Annotated in this window: 23 protein-coding genes; 21 read left to right on the top strand and 2 right to left on the bottom strand. The window is 68.5% G+C overall.

What is annotated here, in order from left to right:
• The first annotated feature begins 1 nt into the window (after position 1).
• The 12 genes from rpmD (at position 2) to truA (ending at position 8,350) form a co-directional block, all read left to right on the top strand.
• Positions 2-184 (top strand): 50S ribosomal protein L30, encoded by a 183-nt coding sequence (gene rpmD, locus ACZ58V_RS05400; protein WP_003974250.1) that lies wholly within the window; start codon positions 2-4, stop codon positions 182-184.
• Positions 185-186: 2 nt separating this feature from the next.
• On the top strand, positions 187-642 hold the full coding sequence (rplO, locus tag ACZ58V_RS05395; protein ID WP_193482350.1) for a 50S ribosomal protein L15: 456 nt from the start codon (positions 187-189) through the stop codon (positions 640-642).
• 246 nt (positions 643-888) lie between these two features.
• Positions 889-2,202 (top strand): preprotein translocase subunit SecY, encoded by a 1,314-nt coding sequence (gene secY, locus ACZ58V_RS05390; RefSeq protein WP_398663059.1) that lies wholly within the window; start codon positions 889-891, stop codon positions 2,200-2,202.
• A complete protein-coding gene (locus ACZ58V_RS05385; protein WP_468186965.1) occupies positions 2,202-2,864 on the top strand; it encodes an adenylate kinase in 663 nt (220 codons plus the stop codon). The genes secY and ACZ58V_RS05385 overlap by 1 nt, the downstream gene beginning before the upstream one ends.
• Positions 2,865-2,996: 132 nt before the next feature.
• Complete coding sequence (gene map, locus ACZ58V_RS05380) at positions 2,997-3,833, top strand: type I methionyl aminopeptidase (RefSeq protein WP_468186968.1); 837 nt, start codon at positions 2,997-2,999, stop codon at positions 3,831-3,833.
• A 232-nt stretch (positions 3,834-4,065) separates the two neighbouring features.
• Positions 4,066-4,287 (top strand): translation initiation factor IF-1, encoded by a 222-nt coding sequence (gene infA, locus ACZ58V_RS05375; protein WP_003948620.1) that lies wholly within the window; start codon positions 4,066-4,068, stop codon positions 4,285-4,287.
• A 58-nt stretch (positions 4,288-4,345) separates the two neighbouring features.
• Positions 4,346-4,459: a 50S ribosomal protein L36 gene (rpmJ, locus tag ACZ58V_RS05370; RefSeq protein ID WP_003948619.1), complete on the top strand. Its 114-nt coding sequence runs from the start codon at positions 4,346-4,348 to the stop codon at positions 4,457-4,459.
• A 197-nt stretch (positions 4,460-4,656) separates the two neighbouring features.
• Complete coding sequence (gene rpsM / locus ACZ58V_RS05365; protein ID WP_189728755.1) at positions 4,657-5,037, top strand: 30S ribosomal protein S13; 381 nt, start codon at positions 4,657-4,659, stop codon at positions 5,035-5,037.
• Between the two features lie 65 nt (positions 5,038-5,102).
• Positions 5,103-5,507 carry a 30S ribosomal protein S11 gene (gene rpsK, locus ACZ58V_RS05360; protein ID WP_003956432.1) on the top strand — a complete coding sequence of 135 codons (405 nt, stop codon included), beginning with the start codon at positions 5,103-5,105 and terminating at the stop codon, positions 5,505-5,507.
• Positions 5,508-5,643: 136 nt separating this feature from the next.
• Positions 5,644-6,666 (top strand): DNA-directed RNA polymerase subunit alpha, encoded by a 1,023-nt coding sequence (locus tag ACZ58V_RS05355; RefSeq protein WP_003966937.1) that lies wholly within the window; start codon positions 5,644-5,646, stop codon positions 6,664-6,666.
• A 185-nt stretch (positions 6,667-6,851) separates the two neighbouring features.
• Positions 6,852-7,352, top strand: a complete 501-nt coding sequence (gene rplQ / locus ACZ58V_RS05350; protein ID WP_471288466.1) for a 50S ribosomal protein L17 — start codon at positions 6,852-6,854, stop codon at positions 7,350-7,352.
• A 143-nt stretch (positions 7,353-7,495) separates the two neighbouring features.
• A complete protein-coding gene (gene truA, locus ACZ58V_RS05345; protein WP_468186977.1) occupies positions 7,496-8,350 on the top strand; it encodes a tRNA pseudouridine(38-40) synthase TruA in 855 nt (284 codons plus the stop codon).
• Positions 8,351-8,365: 15 nt separating this feature from the next.
• Here the strand turns inward: truA and ACZ58V_RS05340 are convergent, their stop codons facing one another.
• Entirely contained in the window at positions 8,366-9,181 is an 816-nt protein-coding gene (locus ACZ58V_RS05340) for a hypothetical protein (RefSeq protein ID WP_471288744.1), read from the bottom strand.
• A 230-nt stretch (positions 9,182-9,411) separates the two neighbouring features.
• On the opposite strand from ACZ58V_RS05340, the gene ACZ58V_RS05335 reads away from it, so the two are divergent.
• The 5 genes from ACZ58V_RS05335 (at position 9,412) to ACZ58V_RS05315 (ending at position 16,195) form a co-directional block, all read left to right on the top strand.
• A complete protein-coding gene (locus ACZ58V_RS05335) occupies positions 9,412-10,554 on the top strand; it encodes a CapA family protein (RefSeq protein ID WP_468186980.1) in 1,143 nt (380 codons plus the stop codon).
• 204 nt (positions 10,555-10,758) lie between these two features.
• Positions 10,759-13,005: a HAMP domain-containing protein gene (locus ACZ58V_RS05330; protein ID WP_468188257.1), complete on the top strand. Its 2,247-nt coding sequence runs from the start codon at positions 10,759-10,761 to the stop codon at positions 13,003-13,005.
• Positions 13,006-13,012: 7 nt separating this feature from the next.
• Positions 13,013-14,500: a poly-gamma-glutamate synthase PgsB gene (pgsB, locus tag ACZ58V_RS05325; RefSeq protein ID WP_468186983.1), complete on the top strand. Its 1,488-nt coding sequence runs from the start codon at positions 13,013-13,015 to the stop codon at positions 14,498-14,500.
• Between the two features lie 86 nt (positions 14,501-14,586).
• A complete protein-coding gene (locus ACZ58V_RS05320) occupies positions 14,587-15,069 on the top strand; it encodes a poly-gamma-glutamate biosynthesis protein PgsC/CapC (protein ID WP_020276280.1) in 483 nt (160 codons plus the stop codon).
• 40 nt (positions 15,070-15,109) lie between these two features.
• Positions 15,110-16,195 (top strand): NlpC/P60 family protein, encoded by a 1,086-nt coding sequence (locus ACZ58V_RS05315; RefSeq protein ID WP_471288463.1) that lies wholly within the window; start codon positions 15,110-15,112, stop codon positions 16,193-16,195.
• A gap of 22 nt (positions 16,196-16,217) precedes the next feature.
• On the opposite strand, the gene ACZ58V_RS05310 is transcribed toward ACZ58V_RS05315, so the two are convergent.
• Positions 16,218-17,090 carry a hypothetical protein gene (locus ACZ58V_RS05310; RefSeq protein WP_468186989.1) on the bottom strand — a complete coding sequence of 291 codons (873 nt, stop codon included), beginning with the start codon at positions 17,088-17,090 and terminating at the stop codon, positions 16,218-16,220.
• A 74-nt stretch (positions 17,091-17,164) separates the two neighbouring features.
• Here ACZ58V_RS05310 and ACZ58V_RS05305 point away from each other — a divergent pair, with 74 nt between their 5' ends.
• The 4 genes from ACZ58V_RS05305 to glmM all read left to right on the top strand — a co-directional run bounded on the left by ACZ58V_RS05305 (position 17,165) and on the right by glmM (position 20,267).
• Complete coding sequence (locus ACZ58V_RS05305) at positions 17,165-17,530, top strand: hypothetical protein (RefSeq protein WP_468186992.1); 366 nt, start codon at positions 17,165-17,167, stop codon at positions 17,528-17,530.
• 214 nt (positions 17,531-17,744) lie between these two features.
• Positions 17,745-18,188 (top strand): 50S ribosomal protein L13, encoded by a 444-nt coding sequence (rplM, locus tag ACZ58V_RS05300; protein WP_003992380.1) that lies wholly within the window; start codon positions 17,745-17,747, stop codon positions 18,186-18,188.
• Positions 18,189-18,232: 44 nt separating this feature from the next.
• Positions 18,233-18,745, top strand: a complete 513-nt coding sequence (gene rpsI / locus ACZ58V_RS05295) for a 30S ribosomal protein S9 (protein WP_184591418.1) — start codon at positions 18,233-18,235, stop codon at positions 18,743-18,745.
• Positions 18,746-18,908: 163 nt separating this feature from the next.
• The gene (gene glmM, locus ACZ58V_RS05290; RefSeq protein WP_471288462.1) at positions 18,909-20,267 is read left to right on the top strand and encodes a phosphoglucosamine mutase; all 1,359 of its coding nucleotides are present in this window, start codon (positions 18,909-18,911) and stop codon (positions 20,265-20,267) included.
• The last annotated feature ends 47 nt before the right edge of the window (positions 20,268-20,314 follow it).

The raw sequence follows: 20,314 nt of genomic DNA, 5'->3' as shown, positions 1-20,314 counted from the left end.
CATGGCGCAGCTCAAGATTACGCAGGTCAAGTCCTACATCGGCAGCAAGCAGAACCACCGTGACACCCTGCGTTCCCTTGGTCTCAAGGGCATCAACACGCAGGTCGTCAAGGAGGACCGCCCCGAGTTCCGCGGCATGGTGCACACCGTCCGCCACCTCGTGACGGTCGAGGAGGTCGACTGATCATGGCGGAGAACAACCCGCTCAAGATCCACAACCTCCGTCCCGCCCCGGGCGCCAAGACCGCCAAGACCCGTGTCGGTCGTGGTGAGGCGTCGAAGGGTAAGACGGCCGGTCGTGGTACCAAGGGCACGAAGGCCCGTTACCAGGTTCCGGAGCGCTTCGAGGGTGGCCAGATGCCCCTCCACATGCGTCTTCCGAAGCTGAAGGGCTTCAAGAACCCGTTCAAGACGGAGTTCCAGGTCGTGAACCTGGACAAGCTCGCCGCCCTCTACCCCGAGGGTGGGGAGGTCACCGTTGCCGACCTGGTCGCCAAGGGTGCCGTCCGCAAGAACAGCCTCGTCAAGGTCCTCGGCCAGGGCGAGCTCTCCGTGGCGCTGCAGGTGACGGTCGACGCCGTCTCCGGCTCCGCCAAGGAGAAGATCACCGCCGCCGGCGGTACCGTCACCGAGCTCGTCTGAACACCACAGGCGTCTTGATGACCTGAGCGATCCCGACCGGGGATACCCCACATATGGGGTATCCCCGGTTGGTCGTTCCTAGGGCGGCAGTCACGCCGGTAAGGTGGCCTGCACTGCCCTCATTTCACAGGGTGCTTCACTTCGGGCACTCTGAGCGGCAGTTGACCGTTACCTATGTCGTTGTTCCTATTGGACTCTCAAGACCGTCACCCTTGACGCAGTTGCGCGGGGGTCGCAGGAGGCACCGTGCTCACCGCGTTCGCCCGGGCGTTCAAGACGCCCGACCTGCGCAAGAAGCTGCTCTTCACGCTCGCCATCATCGTGGTCTACCGGGTGGGTACACACATCCCGATCCCAGGTGTCGATTACCGGAACGTCCAGACGTGTATCGACAACGCCCAGGCCAACCAGGGCATCTTCGGCCTGGTCAACATGTTCAGCGGTGGCGCGCTGCTGCAGATCACGATCTTCGCGCTGGGCATCATGCCGTACATCACGGCGAGCATCATTCTGCAGCTGCTGACCGTGGTGATTCCGCGTCTGGAAGCCCTGAAGAAGGAGGGCCAGGCCGGTACGGCGAAGATCACGCAGTACACCCGTTACCTGACGATCGCCCTCGCCATCCTTCAGGGCACCGGCCTCGTCGCCACCGCCCGTAGCGGCGCCCTGTTCCAGGGGTGCCCGGTGGCCAGCCAGATCGTCCCGGACCAGTCGATCTTCGTCACCATCACCATGGTCATCACGATGACCGCCGGTACGGCCGCCGTGATGTGGCTCGGTGAGCTCATCACCGACCGCGGCATCGGCAACGGCATGTCGATCCTGATGTTCATCTCGATCGCCGCCACCTTCCCGTCCGCGCTGTGGGCCATCAAGCAGGAGGGCTCCCTGGCCGGCGGCTGGATCGAGTTCGGCACGGTCATCCTGGTCGGCTTCGCCATGGTCGGCCTGGTGGTCTTCGTCGAGCAGGCCCAGCGCCGTATCCCGGTGCAGTACGCCAAGCGCATGATCGGCCGCCGTTCCTACGGCGGTACGTCCACCTACATCCCGCTCAAGGTGAACCAGGCGGGTGTGATCCCCGTCATCTTCGCCTCGTCGCTGCTCTACATCCCGGCGCTGATCGCTCAGTTCGCCGGAGGCACCTCGGGCTGGAAGACCTGGATCGAGCAACACTTCGTCAAGGGCGACCACCCGTACTACATCATTACGTACTTCCTGTTGATCGTTTTCTTCGCGTTCTTCTACGTGGCCATCTCGTTCAACCCCGAGGAAGTCGCCGACAACATGAAGAAGTATGGTGGCTTCATCCCGGGCATCCGGGCTGGCCGACCGACCGCTGAGTACCTGAGCTACGTACTCAACCGGATCACCTGGCCGGGTTCGCTGTACTTGGGACTGATCGCTCTCGTGCCGACGATGGCGTTGGCAGGTTTCGGGGCAAACCAGAACTTCCCGTTCGGCGGGACCAGCATCCTGATCATCGTGGGTGTCGGTCTTGAGACGGTGAAGCAAATTGAGAGCCAGCTCCAGCAGCGCAATTACGAAGGGTTCCTCCGCTGATGCGTATCGTCCTCGTCGGGCCGCCGGGTGCCGGTAAGGGAACGCAGGCCGCGTTCCTGGCCAGAAACCTGTCGATCCCGCACATCTCCACGGGCGACCTGTTCCGGGCCAACATCAGCCAGCAGACGGAACTCGGCAAACTGGCGAAGTCCTACATCGACGCGGGCAACCTGGTGCCGGACGAGGTCACCATCGCCATGGCGAAGGACCGCATGGAGCAGCCGGACGCCGAGAACGGTTTCCTGCTGGACGGCTTTCCCCGCAATGTCTCGCAGGCCGAGGCGCTCGACGAGCTGCTCGAGGCCGAGAGCATGCAGCTCGACGCGGTGCTGGACCTGGAGGTCCCCGAGGACGAGGTCGTCAAGCGGATCGCCGGCCGGCGCGTCTGCCGCAAGGAGTCGGCGCACGTCTTCCACGTGACGTACAAGCCGGCCGCCAAGGAGGGCGTCTGCGACGTCTGCGGCGGCGAGCTGTACCAGCGGGGCGACGACTCCGAGGAGACCGTCCGCAAGCGGCTGGAGGTCTACCACACGCAGACCGAGCCGATCATCGACTACTACAAGGCGCAGGGCCTGGTGGTCACGATCTCCGCGCTCGGCAAGGTGGAGGACGTCACGAAGCGCGCCATGGAGGCGCTGAAGCGTGACGAGGGCGACAAGTAGTCGTTCGTACGCAGCCACGGCCGCGGTTCCCCTGGGGGAGCCGCGGCTGCTGCGTGGGGCGGGGTCGCTCGCGCGGCCCCTTATCGTTGAAGGCGTTCATTCTCTCTCCGGTCCAGAAAGGCCGTAGTCCCCATGGTGCAGATCAAGACCTCCGAGCAGATCGCCAAGATGCGTGAGGCGGGCCTGGTCGTCGCCGCCATCCACGCGGCGACCCGTGAAGCCGCCGTGCCGGGGGCCACGACGAAGGATCTGGACCAGGTCGCCCGCAAGGTCCTCGCCGAGCACAACGCCAAGCCGAACTTCCTCGGCTACGGCGGCTTCCCGGCGACGATCTGCACGTCCGTGAACGAGGTCGTCGTCCACGGCATCCCGTCCGACGACGTCGTCCTCAAGGACGGGGACGTCATCTCCATCGACTGCGGCGCGATCATCGAGGGCTGGCACGGCGACGCCGCCTACACGGCCTTCGTCGGCTCCGGCCACTCCCCGGAGCTGGTCGAGCTCTCCCGGGTGACCGAGGAGTCGATGTGGGCCGGCATCGCCGCCATGAAGCAGGGCAACCGGCTGGTCGACGTCTCCCGGGCCATCGAGACGTACATCCGCCGCCAGCCCAAGCCCGGCGGTGGCAAGTACGGGATCATCGAGGACTACGGCGGCCACGGCATCGGCACCGAGATGCACATGGACCCGCACCTGCTGAACTACGTCGACCGGCGGCGCGGCAAGGGCCCGAAGCTGGTGCCGGGCTTCTGCCTCGCCATCGAGCCGATGGTCTCCCTGGGCACCCCGAAGACGGAGGTCCTCCAGGACGACTGGACGGTCATCACCACCGACGGCACCTGGTCCTCGCACTGGGAGCACTCGGTCGCGCTGACCGAGGAAGGGCCGCTGGTGCTGACGTCTCCCGACGGGGGGAAGGCGAAGCTCGCCGAGCTGGGGATCACGGCAGCTCCTGACCCGCTGGGCTGAGCGCGTTCCGGGGTGGGTGATCCCGGTGGTCGGCGGCCGCGGGTTCGTCGTGGCTTGTCGCGCGGTTCCCCGCGCCCCTTTCCGGGCGCTTAAAGATCTGTCCGCTGGGGCAGACTCCCCCGATTCGTCTTTCCGGGTGCCCTGACGTAGACTGACTCGTCGGCTCTGGTGCACCCGCATGTCTGCATGCTCGCTCGGAGTCGATCAAGGTAGTCGATTCGAAGGGCGAAGCGTGGCCAAGAAGCAAGGTGCCATCGAGATCGAGGGCACTGTCGTCGAGTCTCTTCCGAACGCCATGTTCAAGGTCGAGCTCCAGAACGGCCACCAGGTCCTGGCACACATCAGCGGCAAGATGCGCATGCACTACATCCGCATCCTCCCTGACGACCGGGTCGTGGTGGAGCTGTCTCCGTACGACCTGACGCGTGGCCGGATCGTCTACCGCTACAAGTAGATCTTGCCCCGCATCTCGCCTCGGCGAGGTGGTGGCACTGACCCGGAGAACCTCACTAATGAAGGTCAAGCCGAGCGTCAAGAAGATCTGCGACAAGTGCAGGGTGATCCGCCGTCACGGCCGGGTCATGATCATCTGCGACAACCCGCGCCACAAGCAGCGCCAGGGCTGATCGACAGCGGATCGCACCCTCTGCATCCATCGCAGGGATTCGCGCGACGCGAGCTGAATATGTTCATACGCAGGACCCGGGCGGACGCTGTTCGCCTGACACCCCTGGTTCGGAGGCCGGGGACCCAGTTCGTACCTCATACGGCGGCTGGGATTCGGTTCTGTGGAAGACCTCCGACAAGTAACTGGAGCCATTGAATGGCACGCGTTTCCGGTGTTGACATCCCGCGCGAAAAGCGCGTGGAGGTCGCCCTCACCTACGTGTTCGGCATCGGCCGGACCCTCGCGCAGCAGACGCTGGCCGCCACCGGCGTCGACCCGAACACCCGCGTTCGCGACCTCTCCGAGGAGCAGCTCGTCGCGATCCGCGAGTTCGTGGACAACAACATCAGGACCGAGGGTGACCTCCGTCGTGAGATCCAGGCCGACATCCGCCGCAAGGTCGAGATCGGCTGCTACCAGGGTCTGCGTCACCGCCGCGGCCTGCCCGTCCGCGGTCAGCGCACCAGCACCAACGCCCGCACCCGCAAGGGCCCGCGTCGCGCCATCGCCGGCAAGAAGAAGCCGGGCAAGAAGTAGTCCGCAGCGGACGCCTGTCCACGGTCTTCGCTGTAGGACCGACCACCTCCCGTAGGAGTTAAGAGATGCCCCCCAAGGGACGTCAGGGCGCTGCCAAGAAGGTGCGCCGCAAGGAAAAGAAGAACGTCGCTCACGGCCACGCGCACATCAAGAGCACGTTCAACAACACGATCGTCTCGATCACGGACCCCTCGGGCAACGTGATCTCCTGGGCCTCCGCCGGCCACGTCGGCTTCAAGGGCTCGCGCAAGTCCACGCCGTTCGCCGCGCAGATGGCCGCCGAGTCGGCTGCCCGCCGCGCCCAGGAGCACGGCATGCGCAAGGTCGACGTCTTCGTCAAGGGCCCGGGCTCCGGTCGTGAGACCGCGATCCGCTCCCTGCAGGCGACCGGCCTCGAGGTCGGCTCCATCCAGGACGTCACGCCGACCCCGCACAACGGCTGCCGTCCGCCCAAGCGCCGTCGCGTCTGATCTTTCACAGATCGCTGACGCAGGCCGCTTGGTCTGAGGTTTTCGGGCGGTATGGCTCTTCGGGGCCATATCGCCCGTACCCTTGTTACACCTCAGGGCGTCAAATAGCGGGCGCCCCTGACAGAAGGATCGCAACATGCTGATCGCTCAGCGTCCCTCGTTGACCGAAGAGGTCGTCGACGAGTTCCGCTCCCGGTTCGTGATCGAGCCGCTGGAGCCGGGCTTCGGTTACACCCTCGGCAACTCCCTGCGTCGTACGCTCCTGTCGTCGATCCCCGGTGCGGCTGTCACCAGCATCCGGATCGACGGTGTCCTGCACGAGTTCACCACCGTGCCGGGCGTCAAGGAGGACGTCACCGACCTGATCCTCAACATCAAGCAGCTGGTCGTCTCCTCGGAGCACGACGAGCCGGTCGTGATGTACCTGCGCAAGCAGGGCCCGGGTCTGGTCACCGCCGCCGACATCGCGCCCCCGGCCGGTGTCGAGGTGCACAACCCCGACCTGGTCCTCGCCACGCTCAACGGCAAGGGCAAGCTGGAGATGGAGCTGACGGTCGAGCGTGGCCGTGGCTATGTCTCCGCCGTGCAGAACAAGCAGGTCGGCCAGGAGATCGGCCGGATCCCGGTCGACTCGATCTACTCGCCGGTGCTCAAGGTCACGTACAAGGTCGAGGCCACGCGTGTCGAGCAGCGCACCGACTTCGACAAGCTGATCGTCGACGTCGAGACCAAGCAGGCCATGCGTCCGCGTGACGCGATGGCGTCGGCCGGCAAGACCCTGGTCGAGCTGTTCGGTCTGGCCCGTGAGCTCAACATCGACGCCGAGGGCATCGACATGGGTCCGTCCCCGACGGACGCCGCGCTCGCCGCCGATCTGGCGCTGCCGATCGAGGAGCTGGAGCTCACCGTTCGGTCGTACAACTGCCTCAAGCGTGAGGGCATCCACTCCGTGGGTGAGCTGGTCGCCCGCTCGGAGGCCGACCTCCTGGACATCCGCAACTTCGGTGCGAAGTCCATTGACGAGGTCAAGGCCAAGCTCGCGGGTATGGGGCTTGCGCTGAAGGACTCGCCTCCCGGGTTCGACCCGACCGCCGCCGCGGACGCCTTCGGCGCCGACGACGACGCGGATGCCGGGTTCGTGGAGACCGAGCAGTACTGAGAGCTCGGGCCTTCTGGTCCGCATTCGGGTGCGGGTGCGCTGTGCTTGATCGCGCAGTTCCCCGCGCCCCTTCCGGACGACAGCCCCTTCGGGGCTTGTCGTCCGGATCTCTGACAGACAACCGTCTGCTCAGATACTGACCCCGGTACCTGATACGGCCGGGGCAGACACCTAGGAGAAACACCATGCCGAAGCCCACCAAGGGTGCCCGTATGGGCGGCAGCGCCGCGCACGAGAAGCTCCTCCTCGCGAACCTCGCGAAGGCGCTGTTCGAGCACGGTCGCATCACCACCACCGAGGCGAAGGCCCGCAAGCTGCGGCCGTACGCCGAGCGTCTGGTCACCAAGGCGAAGAAGGGCGACCTTCACAACCGCCGTCAGGTGCTCCAGGTCATCACGGACAAGAGCATCGTCCACACGCTCTTCACCGAGATCGGCCCGCGCTACGAGAACCGTCCGGGTGGCTACACCCGTATCACCAAGATCGGTAACCGCCGTGGCGACAACGCGCCCATGGCTGTCATCGAGCTGGTCGAGGCGCTGACGGTGGCGCAGGAGGCGACTGGCGAGGCCGAGGCCGCGACGAAGCGTGCGGTCAAGGAAGACGCGCTCAAGAAGGACGAGGCCGTTCAGGCCGAGTCCGACGAGGCCGCCGAGGCTCCCGCCGAGGAGTCGAAGGACGCGTAAGCGTTCTGCCGGGGGCTGTGCGGCTGCGGCTGCGGCGGCGTCATGGCTGGTCGCTCAGTTCCCCGCGCCCCCAAGAAGGGCGTTGGCGGGTCCGTTCCCTTTCTGGGGACGGGCCCGCTTTTTGTTGCTGAGAGGATCTGTGCGTGAGTGATGAAGCAGCTGCCGGGTTCGTTCGTGTTCGGCTTGATCTGTCGTACGACGGGAGTGAGTTCTCCGGGTGGGCCAAGCAGGCCGGGGGGCGGCGGACCGTGCAGGGGGAGATCGAGGACGCGCTGCGGACCGTGACGCGGTCGCGGGAGACGTACGAGCTGACCGTGGCGGGGCGTACCGATGCCGGGGTGCACGCCCGGGGGCAGGTCGCGCATGTCGATCTGCCGCATGAGGTCTGGGCCGAGCACCATCAGAAGCTGCTGAAGCGGCTCGCCGGGCGGCTGCCCCGGGACGTGCGGGTCTGGGCCCTCAGGGAGGCGCCCAGCGGCTTCAACGCGCGGTTCTCGGCCGTGTGGCGGCGGTACGCCTACCGTGTCACCGACAACCCCGGCGGCGTCGACCCGCTGCTGCGCGGCCATGTGCTGTGGCACGACTGGCCGCTGGACGTCGACGCCATGAACGAGGCCGCGCGCCGGCTGCTCGGGGAGCACGACTTCGCCGCCTACTGCAAGAAGCGGGAGGGTGCGACGACGATCCGTACGCTCCAGGAGCTGAGTCTCGTGAGGGGCGACGACGGGATCATCACCGCGACCGTGCGGGCCGACGCCTTCTGCCACAACATGGTGCGCTCGCTCATCGGGGCGCTGCTTTTCGTGGGCGACGGGCACCGGCCGCCGGACTGGCCGGGGAAGGTGCTTGCGGCCGGCGTCCGGGACTCGGCCGTGCACGTCGTACGGCCGCACGGACTGACTCTGGAGGAGGTCGGCTACCCGGCCGACGAACTGCTGGCCGCGCGCAACAAGGAGGCGCGGAACAAGCGGTCGTTGCCGTCGGCGGGGTGCTGCTGAGGCTTGTGCCGTTGCTCACCGGCGGGCGGAGTTCCAGGTCGTGACCAGCCCTGAGAGGGCCGTGGCGGTGGCGTCGGCGGCGGAGCCGTCGCCGCGTGCCCTGGGGGAGAGCTCCACGTGGAGGAACTTGGCGTGGTGGCGCTCCGCGGCCCTGCCCTGGACGTTCGTGGTGCCTTCCAGGGGGCAGCGGGCCGACCAGCCCCGGCAGACCCGCAGCCCGTCGGCTTCCATGCCGTCGGCCAGGGCTGCGGCCTCGGTGAGGGTGCTCCGCGCGGCTCCGGTGGAGAGGACGGCCTCGTAGGGGCGGTCCGAGTCCTTGGCGAAGCCGTGCAGTTGCACGCCCGGGACGTCGCGTTTCTGGAGCTCCACGACGATGGCGTGGAAGACGCTGTCCGCCCGGTGGGCGACGTCGGCGGCGTCGCCCCGGCCCGCCTCCCGGTGCGCGCCGGCCAGGACCAGCGAGCCGCCGGGGTTGTCCTCCAGGAGCCGTATGCCGAGGCGTTCGGTGTCCCGGTCGGAGACCGGGTGCGGCACCTGGGCGTTCCAGCGGACTTCGGAGTCGGCGGTCAGGTAGAGGCGCCCCCAGCGTTCGGTCCGGCCCGGGCGGGCGGCGGCGATCTCGTCGTACCTGCGGCCGGACTCGGTGTCGGTGAGGCGGGTGAGCTTGAGGCCGAGGGAGGCGAGCAGGCGCTCGGCCTTTGCGGCGTCGCCGTCCAGGAGGTGGCCGACGCTCTCGGCGACGCGCTCGCGCAGGGTGTCGTCCGGTGGGGCGTACGCGGTGTCGGGCTCCAGATCAGCCGTGTACCTGAGGATCCTGCTACGGAGGTCCACCAACTGCCGGGCGTGTGGAGTTGAGTTGTCCGTTGACCGGTCTGTTGGCGACTGACAGCCGAACAGGGCGAGAACGAGTCCGATTTGGACCATAATACGAGTCAAATGTGACTGTCTTGTGACGGTAACTTCCGTGGTGCTTGTGTGCTTCATGTGAATATGATGCGGTGACACTTCGTAATCCTCTCCGGATCGCTCGTGCGGCAAGCGCTTTCCTGGCCACCGTTGCCGTGACGACCGCGTGCACCTCCGCGGCCTCCGCACCGCAGGTGAAGCCGGGCGGCCGTTCGTTCACCGTCGCCGCCGCGGGTGACGTGCTGATCCACCCCGAGCTGGTCGACCAGGCCGCCAAGGACGCCAAGAAGACCGGTGGGGGAGAGGCCGGGCTGGACTTCGAGCCGCTGCTCGCCGGGGTGAAGCCGGTCATCAGCAAGGCCGATCTGGCCATCTGTCACATGGAGACGCCCGTCGGAAAGCCGCGGGGTCCCTTCGAGGGGTACCCGGAGTTCCTCGTGCCGCCGCAGATCCTGACGTCCCTCAAGAACGTGGGTTACGACACCTGCTCGACGGCCTCGAATCACACGTACGACCACGGCCTGGGGGCCGTGCGGCGCACCTTGAACGCGATGGACAAGGCCGGCCTCGGGCACACCGGCTCCGCTCGCACACCCGAGGAAGCAGAAAAGATCAACATCCGTGACGTCAACGGCGTCAAGGTCGCCCACCTCTCGTTCTCCTGGATGTCGTTCCGCCATCCGACGCCGGAGAAGGAGAAATGGGCGTTCAACCAGCTCGACGCGGACGCCATCAAGGACGCCGAGGCCCGGGCCCGCGAGAAGGGCGCCGAGGTGGTCATCCTCTCGCTCCACTGGGGAGCCGAGCACTACAACGAACCGAGCGTCCCTCAGCTGCGGTTGGCGGAGAGGCTCACCACGGAGACCGGGATCGACCTGGTGATCGGGCACCACTCCCATGCGGTGCAGCCGATCCAGAAGGTGAACGGCACCTGGGTCGCCTACAGCCTGGGCAACCAGGTCGCCCGTCACTCCTCGCCCAGCGGGCTCACCGAGGAGGGCGCGATCGGCTGGTTCGAGTTCCGCGAGGCGACCGACGGCTGGGACGTCTCAGCCCGCTACGCCACGACCATGGTGGACATCCCGCCCGAGGTGGAGACCGGTGAGAAGCCGCCCGCCGACGCGGTCGAGGACCACCGGGTGGTGGACGTGCGGCGGGCGCTCGACGCCCCGGGCGGCCTCTCCGAGGAGCGGCTGGCCCGTTACCGGCTGGCGGCCGACCGCACGCGTGGCTTCCTGTACAACCGCGGGGCGCCGGGCGGCGACGGCCTGAAGGAGCTCACGCTGGAGCGTGACTAGCGCCACAGCGCACCGGAGGGCGAGCGGCACAACCCGAACCCTTCACAGAAGTCTCATACATGACGGCCCGTTACCTCTCCTGCGGGAGCGGGGTTCCGCGCGGCCGTCCTCGACCAGAGAGCCCGGAGGAAAGCACCGGTGACACCCACCCGCGTCGTGCGCCCCGTGAAGGGAGGACGGCGACGCAGCCGAAGACGCGCTGACATGCCGCTGCTGGGCGGCGTCCGTCCCCCGATCGCGCTGCTGTGCGTGCTGGTGCTCGCTCTCGCGGGCCTGACCGCCCAGGTGCTCGGCCCCGCCGGCGAGCAGGCCGTGCCGCAGGCGGTGCTCTCCTCGCAGCAGCACTTCGCGGAGGACGGCGCCATCGCCCTTCGCGCCTCGGTCGACGAGCGGGTCACCGACCTGAACCGCACCGCTGCCGCGCTGAACGCGGGGCCGCCGGTGAAGCCCGAGCGCGTCCTGTCCGACCTGGGGAAGACCTACCAGAAGTGGACCGGCACGGCGGTCCTGGAACTGAAGAGCGGCAAAGTGCTGGCCGCCAGGGGTGAAACGATTCCCCTCGCCTGGCTGGACAAGGACGTCCTCACCGGGGACACGGCTCTCAAGCCCCGCATGGTGCGGCTGGAGACCGGTGACGTACGCCTGATGACCATGGCGGTCCTCGGCTCCGAGGACCGGCCCCAGCAGCTGCTGATCGCCTCCAACAGCCTGTCCGTGCCCGCCATCAACCTGGGCCAGTTCCGCTCCATGGCGGTCGTCGCCACCGGCGGGGAGATCCTCGCCACGGCCGGCTTCGAACAGTCCGAGGCGCTCAACACCGACCAGGAGCGCAAGGAGCTGGCCTTCCTCCAGAAGCAGATGAGCGGGCTGTCCGCCCAGGCGGCACGGGAGACCGAGCAGGACCCGGTCAGCGCCAGGGAACCGGGCTCCCGCGGCTACCCCGGTGTCAGCGGGACCCTGGTCGGCGGGAGCTACAAGGGCCGTGTCACCACGGCCGGTTACGCCTCCCTCTCGTCCTCCGACCCGGAGGAGAAGAAGAGCGTCGGCGCGGGCCTCGGGCTCACCGTCGTCGCCCTGCTGCCCGTCATCCGGCAGCAGGCCGCCGGGCCGGACCGGGAGCTGTACGGGCTGCTGGCGGCCGGAGCCCTGGTGGTGCTCGGACTGCTCGCCGCGGCCGTGCTGTGGGCGACCGTGCAGCGGCCGTTGCTGCGGCTGTTCCTGGAGTCCCGCCGACTGGCCCGGGGCGACCTGACCCGCCCGGTGGACGTACCCCGCTGGGGTGAGGCCGCGCGCATCGGCTCCGCCCTGGAGAGGCTGCGTGCGCAGCTGGGCGGCCCGGCCGGTGATCCCGGTGGGCGCCAGCGCGTCAAGGGGCGGTTCGGGGTGCGCGGGCCGCTCGCGCTGACCGCCGTACTGCTGCTGCTGTGGTGTCTGCCCGTGGGCCTCCTGCTGAACCGCACCGACGACTCCGTCAGCATCCCGGCCAGCATGGTCGCCGACCAGCGTGACCGCACCGACCTGGTCGCCGACCGGGTGCGCCGGGCGCTCAACGAGGCGCAGGCGGACCTGGTCTCCACGTCCCGGCTCATCGACCCGGACGACGCCGACGCCGGCCGCGCACTGCTCGAGGAAACCCTGCGCGAGCACACCCGCTACCAGGCGCTGTACCTCCTCGACGAGGACGGCGAGGTCGTCGCCCGCGCGGGAAAGGAGCCGCACGCCGGTTTCGCCGACGCGGACGAGCTGCCGCTGGTCCGGGTGGCCGGCAAGGGCGGGAAGAAGCCGGTCGTCCAGGCCGGGGCGCCCCTGCCGGGCGACAAGGGGATGACCCTGGTCGGCGAGGTCCGGGTCGAGTTCCTCAACTCGCTGCTGAAGCGGCCCGGGCTCGGCGAGGTCCGGGTGGTGGACTCCAAGGCGGAGACCATCGCCGCCAGCGACGGCTTCCTGGCCTTCGAGGAACTGCCGCGCGACGCGCTCGCCGACCTCGTCCTGGCCGGCAGCGTCCACGTCGGAGCCGGTCCCGTCGAGAACGGCCTGCTGATCCGGGAAGGGCGCGGGACCACGGTCGCCGCGGCCGCCCCGTTCTCCGGCGGCGGCGTGGCGGCCGACATCGGCTGGACCGTGGTCAGCTGGCAGAACGCCAAGGACTTCCAGATCACCCCGTACCAGCGCGAGGACCGCAGCGTCCTGGCCGGACTGCTCGGTCTGGCCCTGATCGTCGTCTGCCTCGGCTGGGTGTACCTGGTCGTGGCCCGGCCGATGCGGGCCCTGGCGGCCGGCGCGGAGAAGCTGGCCGACGGTGACCTCAAGTCCGTGCTGTACCCCCGCTACCAGGACGAGGTCGGCGCCGTCGTACGCAGCCTCGAACTGCTGCGACAGCAACTCCAGGCCCGTAAGCAGACCCAGGCACGCCGGCTCGCGGAGCCGGAGGCCGGCGTTCGGGGAAGGTGACCCAGCCGTGCTCTATCTGTACTTCGTCCTGCTCACCGGCAGTGTGCTGCTGCTGGTGGCGGGCATCGTGGAACAGCGCCGGCACTACGCCAGCCTGCACAGCATCCCGTCGCGCGTGCTCGTGAACGGCATCCGCGGCAAGTCCTCCATCACCCGGCTGTGTGCCGGGGCGCTGCGCGGCGGCGAACTGGTCACCGTGGCGAAGACCACGGGTACGGCGGCCCGGTTCATCCACCCGGACGCCACCGAGGAGCCGGTCTATCGCAAGTTCGGCATCGCCAACGTGGTGGAGCAGATCGGCATCGTGCGCCGGGCCGCCACCTACCGGCCCGACGCCCTCGTCATCGAGTGCATGGCCGTCATGCCGGCCCTGCAGGAGGTGAACCAGAGCAAGCTGATCCGCTCCACGATCGGCGTGCTGTGCAACGTCCGCGAGGACCACCTCGCCGAGATGGGACCCACCCTCGACGACGTGGCGCGGTCGCTGTGCCGCTCCATGCCGGAGGACGGCATCTGCGTCACCGCCGAGAAGGAGCGCTTCCACATCCTCCAGGAGGAGGCCGACGCCCGTAACTGCAAGCTCGTCTACGCCGACCCGGAGACGGTCACCGACGAGGAGCTGCGCGGCTTCAGCTGGTTCACCTTCAAGGAGAACGTCGCGATCGCCCTCGTCGTGGCCGACCTGCTCGGCGTGGAACGGCAGGTGGCCCTGCAGGGCATGTACGACGCCCCGCCGGACCCGGGCGTGCTGTCCGTCGAGCGCTACGCGGCGCCCGAGGGCAAGCGGATCGCCTTCGCCAACGTCTTCGCGGCCAACGACCCCGAGTCGACGCTGATGAACATCAACCAGCTGCTCGACCTCGGAGCCATCCACCGGCCGTTGAACGTCGTGATCAACTGCCGGCCCGACCGCGTGGAGCGCAACGGGCAGATGGGCGAGATCATCCCCGACCTCCAGCCGGACCACGTCTTCGTCATCGGGCACCCCGCCAAGAGCGCGATCGACGCCATCCCCGCCGAGTGGCGCGACCGCGCGGTCGACCTCGGAGGCGAACGGCGGTCGGCCGAGGAGTTCATGCCCGCCCTGCTGGAGCGCCTGTCCGCCGACTCCTCCCTGGTCGCCATCGGCAACATCCACGGCCAGGGCGAGGAACTGCTGGAGTACCTGGCCGAACTCCCGGCGGACGAGTCCGCCTCCGCCGACGCCGCGCCGCCCTCGGCCACGGCCGTGCCGGCCCAGCCGGCGCGCCTGGACCCCTACGCCTCGTACCCCATGGCCTATGAGGAGCGCTACCAGGCCTCCCAGACCCAGGAGATCCCGGTGGTCCGCATCCCCGCCCAGCCGTCGGGGCCGTACACCGACGCCGGGTACCCCGGCCAAGCCCCCTACCAGCAGGGGCCGTACGCCGCTCCGTCCCAGCAGGCATGGCAGTACGCCGACGAGCCCTACGGGTACGTCCCGGCTGACGACGGGGGACAGCCTCCCCGTTCCTGACGTCCACGTGCGGGGCGAGCGCCTCGCGCAGGACCGCTGATCGCCCCGTACCGCACCCGCACCCGTACCCGTGCCCGGAGACCCCGTTGACCACCGCCGCCCTGACCCCCGAGATGGCCGCCCTCGGCATCGCCATCGGCCTGTTCTTCTCGTTGCTGTGCTACCTGACCACCAACCTGTCGCCCGGTGGCATGATCACGCCAGGCTGGCTCGCCCTGACCCTCATCGAGGACCTCCAGCGGGCGGCCATGGTGGTCGGCGTCACCGCGCTCACCTACGCGGGCACCAAGGTCATGCAGCGGCTGGTGATCCTCTACGGCAAGCGGCTGTTCGCCGCGGTGGTCCTGCTGGGCGTGCTGCTCCAGGCCACCGTGATGATCGTGCTCTCGATCGAGTTCCCGCTGCTGTACGGCAACCAGACCCTCGGCTTCATCGTGCCCGGCCTGATCGCGTACCAGATGGTCCGCCAGCCCAAGGGGGCGACGCTGCTGGCGACCGGCACCGTCTCGCTCATGGCCTACATCGTCGTCGCCGCCGGACTGCTGCTCGGCATCATGCCCACCGTCTGAGAACCGGCGTCCCGGCGACCGAAAACCCAGGAGACAACACATGGCAGGGAAGAAGAAATCGCGGCCGGTCCTCTCCGGCCTCGTGGTGCTGGGGCTCGTCGCGACCTCCGGCTACCTCACCGTGGAGCTCCGCAAGCAGGAGGACAAGGGCGTCCCGGAGATCACGAACGTAGGCGTGCTGGACGGCTCGGACCGGGCAGGCGGCGCGACGAAGGCCCGCGACAAGGGCGGGGAGAGCTGGTCCCGGCTGGAGAACCCCGCCCGCTCCGTGCTGCGCGGATCCGACGGCCAGGTCAAGGCGGTGTTCACCGACGGTGCGCGCACCGCGACCCTGACCGGGCCGGCCCGCACCTTCGCCGAGCCCTCGTCGACGAGCTCCAAGGTCTCCTCGACGGACTGGGTCCGCCTCATGCCCGAGTCCTGGAAGAAGGGCGCGGACAAGCAGAAGTGGTTCAAGGACTGGTACGCGGAGTACGAGTCCAGCAAGGAGGACGACCTCCTGGCCATCGCCTTCCAGTACGTCGCGGGTGCCAAACCGAAGAAGGACGAGCAGGGCACCGTCTACGCCGGTGACGCCAACTTCGGGCCCCTCAACACGAGCGGGGCGGAGGGTGGCGACCTGCGCCTGGAGCAGTCCGACTTCTACGACTACCTCGGCGTCCCGTACCCCTTCCGGGACGGCGTGATCGGGCAGCCGGAAGCCGCACGCGCCCGGTCGACGGACTGCTCGGGATACATGCGGATGGTGTTCGGCTACCGCGCCCGCTACCCACTCATGTCCTCGGACGACTCGGGCGACGGCCTTCCGCGTACCGCCAACGGCATGGCCCGCTCCAAGCAGGGTGCTGACGTCCTGCCGCTCACCGGTGTCTCGCCGAAGGACCGGCCCACCGGCATCGACCAGCTCCAGCCCGGGGACCTCGTCTTCTTCAAGCTCGACACCCGGACGAAGCAGCGCCTGGACCACGTCGGCATGGTGCTCGGCTACGACACCGAGGGCCACCTGCTCTTCGTCTCCAGCCGCGAGGAGGTCAACGGACCGACCATCGGCGATGTCGGCGGAGTGTCCCGGCTGGACGGCAACGGCTACTACGCCAAGACGCTGCGCAGCGCCAAGAGGCTGTGACCGGGCGCGCGGCGGCGGCCCGTCACTCGTTGGCCGCGGCCGATGCCTGGGCCTCGCCGCGGCGGCGGATCTGGTTGAACGTGAACTGGGCCAGGTCGTTGCCGGTCTTGAAGACCGCGGTGTCCTTGGGCGTCACGTCCTTGCCGTTGGTGAAGCCGGCGTTGGTGAAGTAGGCGTAGCGGCCGTAGGAGTTGCCGGTCGTGCGGCAGAACCCGGCCTCGCAGAAGCCCTTCACACCGCCGCCGGAGAGCGACTTGACGAAGCTCCTCTTCTTGCTCTGGCTCTTGGCCTTGACCGCCTGGGCCTCGGTGTCGAAGACCGCCACACCGACCGTCACGGCGATGCCGTCCTTGGTGTAGGTGACTCGTATCAGGCGTGTGCAGTCGTTCGCGGTGAGGACCTTGGGGAGCGAGCCGCCGGCCGCCGAGGCGCAGTTCTTCGTCTCGGCGGTGGGGCCCTTCTTGTAGACCGTCTCGCCCATGGTCAGCTGGGTGCCGGGGAAGAGGGTGTCCGGGCCGAGCGGGGCCTTGTCCTTCTTCGCGCTGGCGACGAAGTCCTTCGGGTCCAGCGGGGGCGGGGCGCTGGTCGGGGCGAACGACGGGCCGGAGGGCGACCCGCTCGGGATGTCCGCCGAGGGCAGGGAGGCCGGGTTGTTCGCCTGGTTGTCGCCGTTGGCCGAGACCACCGCCACGGCGACGGCGGCACCGATCGCGACGGTGGCGACCGCGCCGCCGCCGACCAGCAGCAGCCGGCGTCGTTTGTTACGTGACTCGGACGCCTCGGCGAGCGCGGCCCAGTCCGGAGACTGGCCTCCGCCCCCGCTGTTCCAGGGCTGCTGCGACTGCGGTTTCCAGGGATCCCACTGGGACTGGGGTCCCCCCTGCCCATAGCTCATGTGGCGCATCTTAGACGGGACATGGGGTGTGCTGGTCCGCCTGGATCGGCCTCGTAGCCCCTAGCGTTCCTCCCATGCGGACGGGCAAAGGCGACATCTCCGGGTGGTTGGGGCGACTCGTGAGCGGGAGCCTGTGGGTGGGGCCCGCGGGGGTGCGGGTGCTGGTGGCAGTGGCGCTGCTGGTGTGCCTGCTGTCGTGGCCGGCGGTCGGACTGGCGTCAGGGCTGCCGGCCGGGCTGTCTGCCGGGCTCGCGGTGCTGCGGGGGTGCCGCCGTCCGCGCGGTGGCGGTTCCGTGCTGCGGTGGGGCGCCGCGGTGGTCGTCGATGTGCTGCTGTCGTCGGTGTTTCCGTATGTGCGGCCGGTCCGGCGCAGGACCCTGAGGAGGGCTGTCACGCTGTGTGCGGGCCTGTGCGTCTGCGTGTTCGACCGTCGACGATGATCCCGCGTTTTGACCCTTGTGGTGAGCCCCGGTACTCTGCTTGTTCGTTGTGTATTGGCTTGCTCATTCTCACGGGACGGGCCCTTACACCGGTCCGCCGGGCCGATGACCAGCGACCAGCACGCGGTTTGCGTCACCGCAGTGCGGTCAAGGCTGTCGTGATCGTTTCGGTGACCTGTTCAGGACCATTCACTCGAAGCGAAGGCTACGAACCGTGCGTACGTACAGCCCCAAGCCCGGCGATGTGACGCGCCAGTGGCACGTCATCGACGCCCAGGACGTTGTCCTGGGTCGTCTCGCCACCACCGCAGCGACCCTCCTCCGGGGCAAGCACAAGCCGATCTACGCCCCCCACGTCGACGCTGGTGACTTCGTCATCATCATCAACGCGGACAAGGTGCACCTGTCCGGCAACAAGCGGACCCAGAAGATGGCGTACCGCCACTCCGGTTACCCGGGTGGTCTGCGCTCCGTCCGTTACGACGAGCTGCTGGACAAGAACCCCGAGAAGGCCGTCGAGAAGGCCGTCAAGGGCATGCTCCCCAAGAACTCCCTGGGCCGTCAGATGCTCTCGAAGCTGAAGGTCTACAAGGGTGACCAGCACCCGCACGGCGCGCAGCAGCCGCAGCCGTACGAGATCACCCAGGTCGCGCAGTAAGTCCGGCCACACCCCCTAAGACTGAACAGAATCTGAGGAGCATCGTGGCCGAGACCACTGCCGAGCAGCCGCTCGAAGAAGTTGACATCGACAGCTACACCACCGAGTCCGAGGTTCCGGTGGAGGGTGAGTACACCTCCGAGTCCCTCGCCTCGCGTTTCGGTGAGCCCCAGCCGGCCGCCGGCCTGGGACGTCGCAAGAACGCCATCGCCCGTGTCCGGATCGTCCCGGGCACCGGCAAGTGGAAGATCAACGGTCGCACCCTCGAGGACTACTTCCCGAACAAGGTGCACCAGCAGGAAGTCAACGAGCCCTTCAAGGTGCTCGAGCTCGACGACCGCTACGACGTCGTCGCCCGCATCTCCGGCGGCGGTGTCTCCGGTCAGGCCGGTGCGCTCCGTCTCGGTGTCGCCCGTGCGCTGAACGAGGCGGACGTCGACAACAACCGCGGCCCGCTGAAGAAGGCCGGCTTCCTCAAGCGCGACGACCGTGCGGTCGAGCGCAAGAAGGCCGGTCTGAAGAAGGCCCGCAAGGCCCCGCAGTACAGCAAGCGCTAATCGCGTCCGCTGTCTTTGCAACGATCGCCCCGGCGGCACGAATGGTGCCGCCGGGGCGGTTCGTTTACACAACCCCTACCGGCCCCGGACAGTCTCAGGGATGTACTAGGGAAGTACTTGGGGATGTGAGCCGCACTCTCACAGCAATTCGGAGGACACCACAGTGGGACGACTCTTCGGCACTGACGGCGTGCGCGGTGTCGCCAACGCGGATCTGACGGCGGAGATGGCCCTGGGCCTCTCCGTGGCCGCGGCGCACGTACTGGCCGAGGTGGGCACCTTCGAGGGACACCGCCCGACCGCGGTCGTCGGGCGTGACCCGCGCGCGTCCGGGGAGTTCCTGGAGGCCGCCGTGGTCGCGGGCCTCGCCAGCGCCGGTGTGGACGTCCTGCGGGTCGGCGTGCTGCCGACCCCGGCGGTGGCGTTCCTGACCGGAGCGCTCGGCGCCGACCTCGGTGTGATGCTCTCCGCGAGCCACAACGCCATGCCCGACAACGGCATCAAGTTCTTCGCCCGCGGCGGGCACAAGCTCGCCGACGAGCTGGAGGACCGGATCGAGTCCGTCTACGAGGAGCACCGCACCGGCGCCCCGTGGGAGCGGCCGACCGGGGCCGGGGTGGGCCGCGTCCGGGAGTACGGGGAGGGCTTCGACCGGTATGTCGAGCATCTGCTGGGTGCCCTGCCGAACCGGCTCGACGGGCTGAAGGTCGTCCTCGACGAGGCGCACGGCGCCGCCGCCCGGGTCTCGCCGGAGGCGTTCCAGCGGGCCGGTGCCGAGGTCGTCACGATCGGGGCCGAGCCCGACGGGCTCAACATCAACGACGGGTGCGGCTCCACGCACCTGGACAAGATCAAGGCCGCCGTCGTCGAGCACGGGGCCGACCTGGGCATCGCGCACGACGGTGACGCCGACCGGTGCCTCGCCGTGGACCACACCGGCGCGGAGGTGGACGGCGACCAGATCCTGGCCGTGCTCGCGCTGGCGATGCGGGAGCGCTCCGCTCTGCGGGCCGAGACGGTGGTCGCCACGGTGATGTCCAACCTCGGGTTCAAGCTGGCCATGGAGCGTGAGGGCATCCGGCTGGTGCAGACCGCTGTCGGTGACCGGTACGTGCTGGAGGAGATGAAGGAGCACGGGTTCGCCCTCGGGGGCGAGCAGTCCGGGCATGTGATCATCCTCGACCACGCGACGACCGGGGACGGGACGCTGACGGGTCTGCTGCTGGCGGCTCGGGTGGCTGGGAGCGGGCGTGCGTTGCGGGAGCTGGCCTCTGTCATGGAGCGGTTGCCGCAGGTACTGATCAATGTGCCGGATGTCGACAGGACGCGGGTGGGGACGTCCGCGGAGTTGTCGGCGGCCGTTGCCGACGCGGAGCGGGAGCTCGGGGCTACCGGGCGGGTGCTGCTTCGGCCCTCCGGGACCGAGCCGTTGGTCCGGGTGATGGTGGAGGCGGCTGATATCGAGCAGGCTCGGTCTGTTGCGGGGCGGCTTGCTGATGCTGTGAAGTCCGCGCTGGGGTGAGTGGGCTCTTCGGGTAGGGGGTGGCGGGTTCTGTTGTGGGCGGGCTG

The organism is Streptomyces sp. NPDC040589 (genome assembly GCF_055594445.1).
Note: the sequence above shows the minus strand (reverse complement) of the source record. Positions and strands in the feature narration are given on the sequence as shown.

Bases quoted from the DNA above. Each gene is read 5' to 3' on its own strand.
- rpmD (WP_003974250.1), top strand. From the start codon at position 2: ATGGCGCAGCTCAAGATTACGCAGGTCAAGTCCTACATCGGCAGCAAG.
- rplO (WP_193482350.1), top strand. From the start codon at position 187: ATGGCGGAGAACAACCCGCTCAAGATCCACAACCTCCGTCCCGCCCCG.
- ACZ58V_RS05385 (WP_468186965.1), top strand. From the start codon at position 2,202: ATGCGTATCGTCCTCGTCGGGCCGCCGGGTGCCGGTAAGGGAACGCAG.
- map (WP_468186968.1), top strand. From the start codon at position 2,997: ATGGTGCAGATCAAGACCTCCGAGCAGATCGCCAAGATGCGTGAGGCG.
- rpmJ (WP_003948619.1), top strand. From the start codon at position 4,346: ATGAAGGTCAAGCCGAGCGTCAAGAAGATCTGCGACAAGTGCAGGGTG.
- rpsM (WP_189728755.1), top strand. From the start codon at position 4,657: ATGGCACGCGTTTCCGGTGTTGACATCCCGCGCGAAAAGCGCGTGGAG.
- rpsK (WP_003956432.1), top strand. From the start codon at position 5,103: ATGCCCCCCAAGGGACGTCAGGGCGCTGCCAAGAAGGTGCGCCGCAAG.
- ACZ58V_RS05355 (WP_003966937.1), top strand. From the start codon at position 5,644: ATGCTGATCGCTCAGCGTCCCTCGTTGACCGAAGAGGTCGTCGACGAG.
- rplQ (WP_471288466.1), top strand. From the start codon at position 6,852: ATGCCGAAGCCCACCAAGGGTGCCCGTATGGGCGGCAGCGCCGCGCAC.
- ACZ58V_RS05330 (WP_468188257.1), top strand. From the start codon at position 10,759: ATGCCGCTGCTGGGCGGCGTCCGTCCCCCGATCGCGCTGCTGTGCGTG.
- ACZ58V_RS05315 (WP_471288463.1), top strand. From the start codon at position 15,110: ATGGCAGGGAAGAAGAAATCGCGGCCGGTCCTCTCCGGCCTCGTGGTG.
- ACZ58V_RS05310 (WP_468186989.1), bottom strand. From the start codon at position 17,090: ATGAGCTATGGGCAGGGGGGACCCCAGTCCCAGTGGGATCCCTGGAAA.
- ACZ58V_RS05305 (WP_468186992.1), top strand. From the start codon at position 17,165: ATGCGGACGGGCAAAGGCGACATCTCCGGGTGGTTGGGGCGACTCGTG.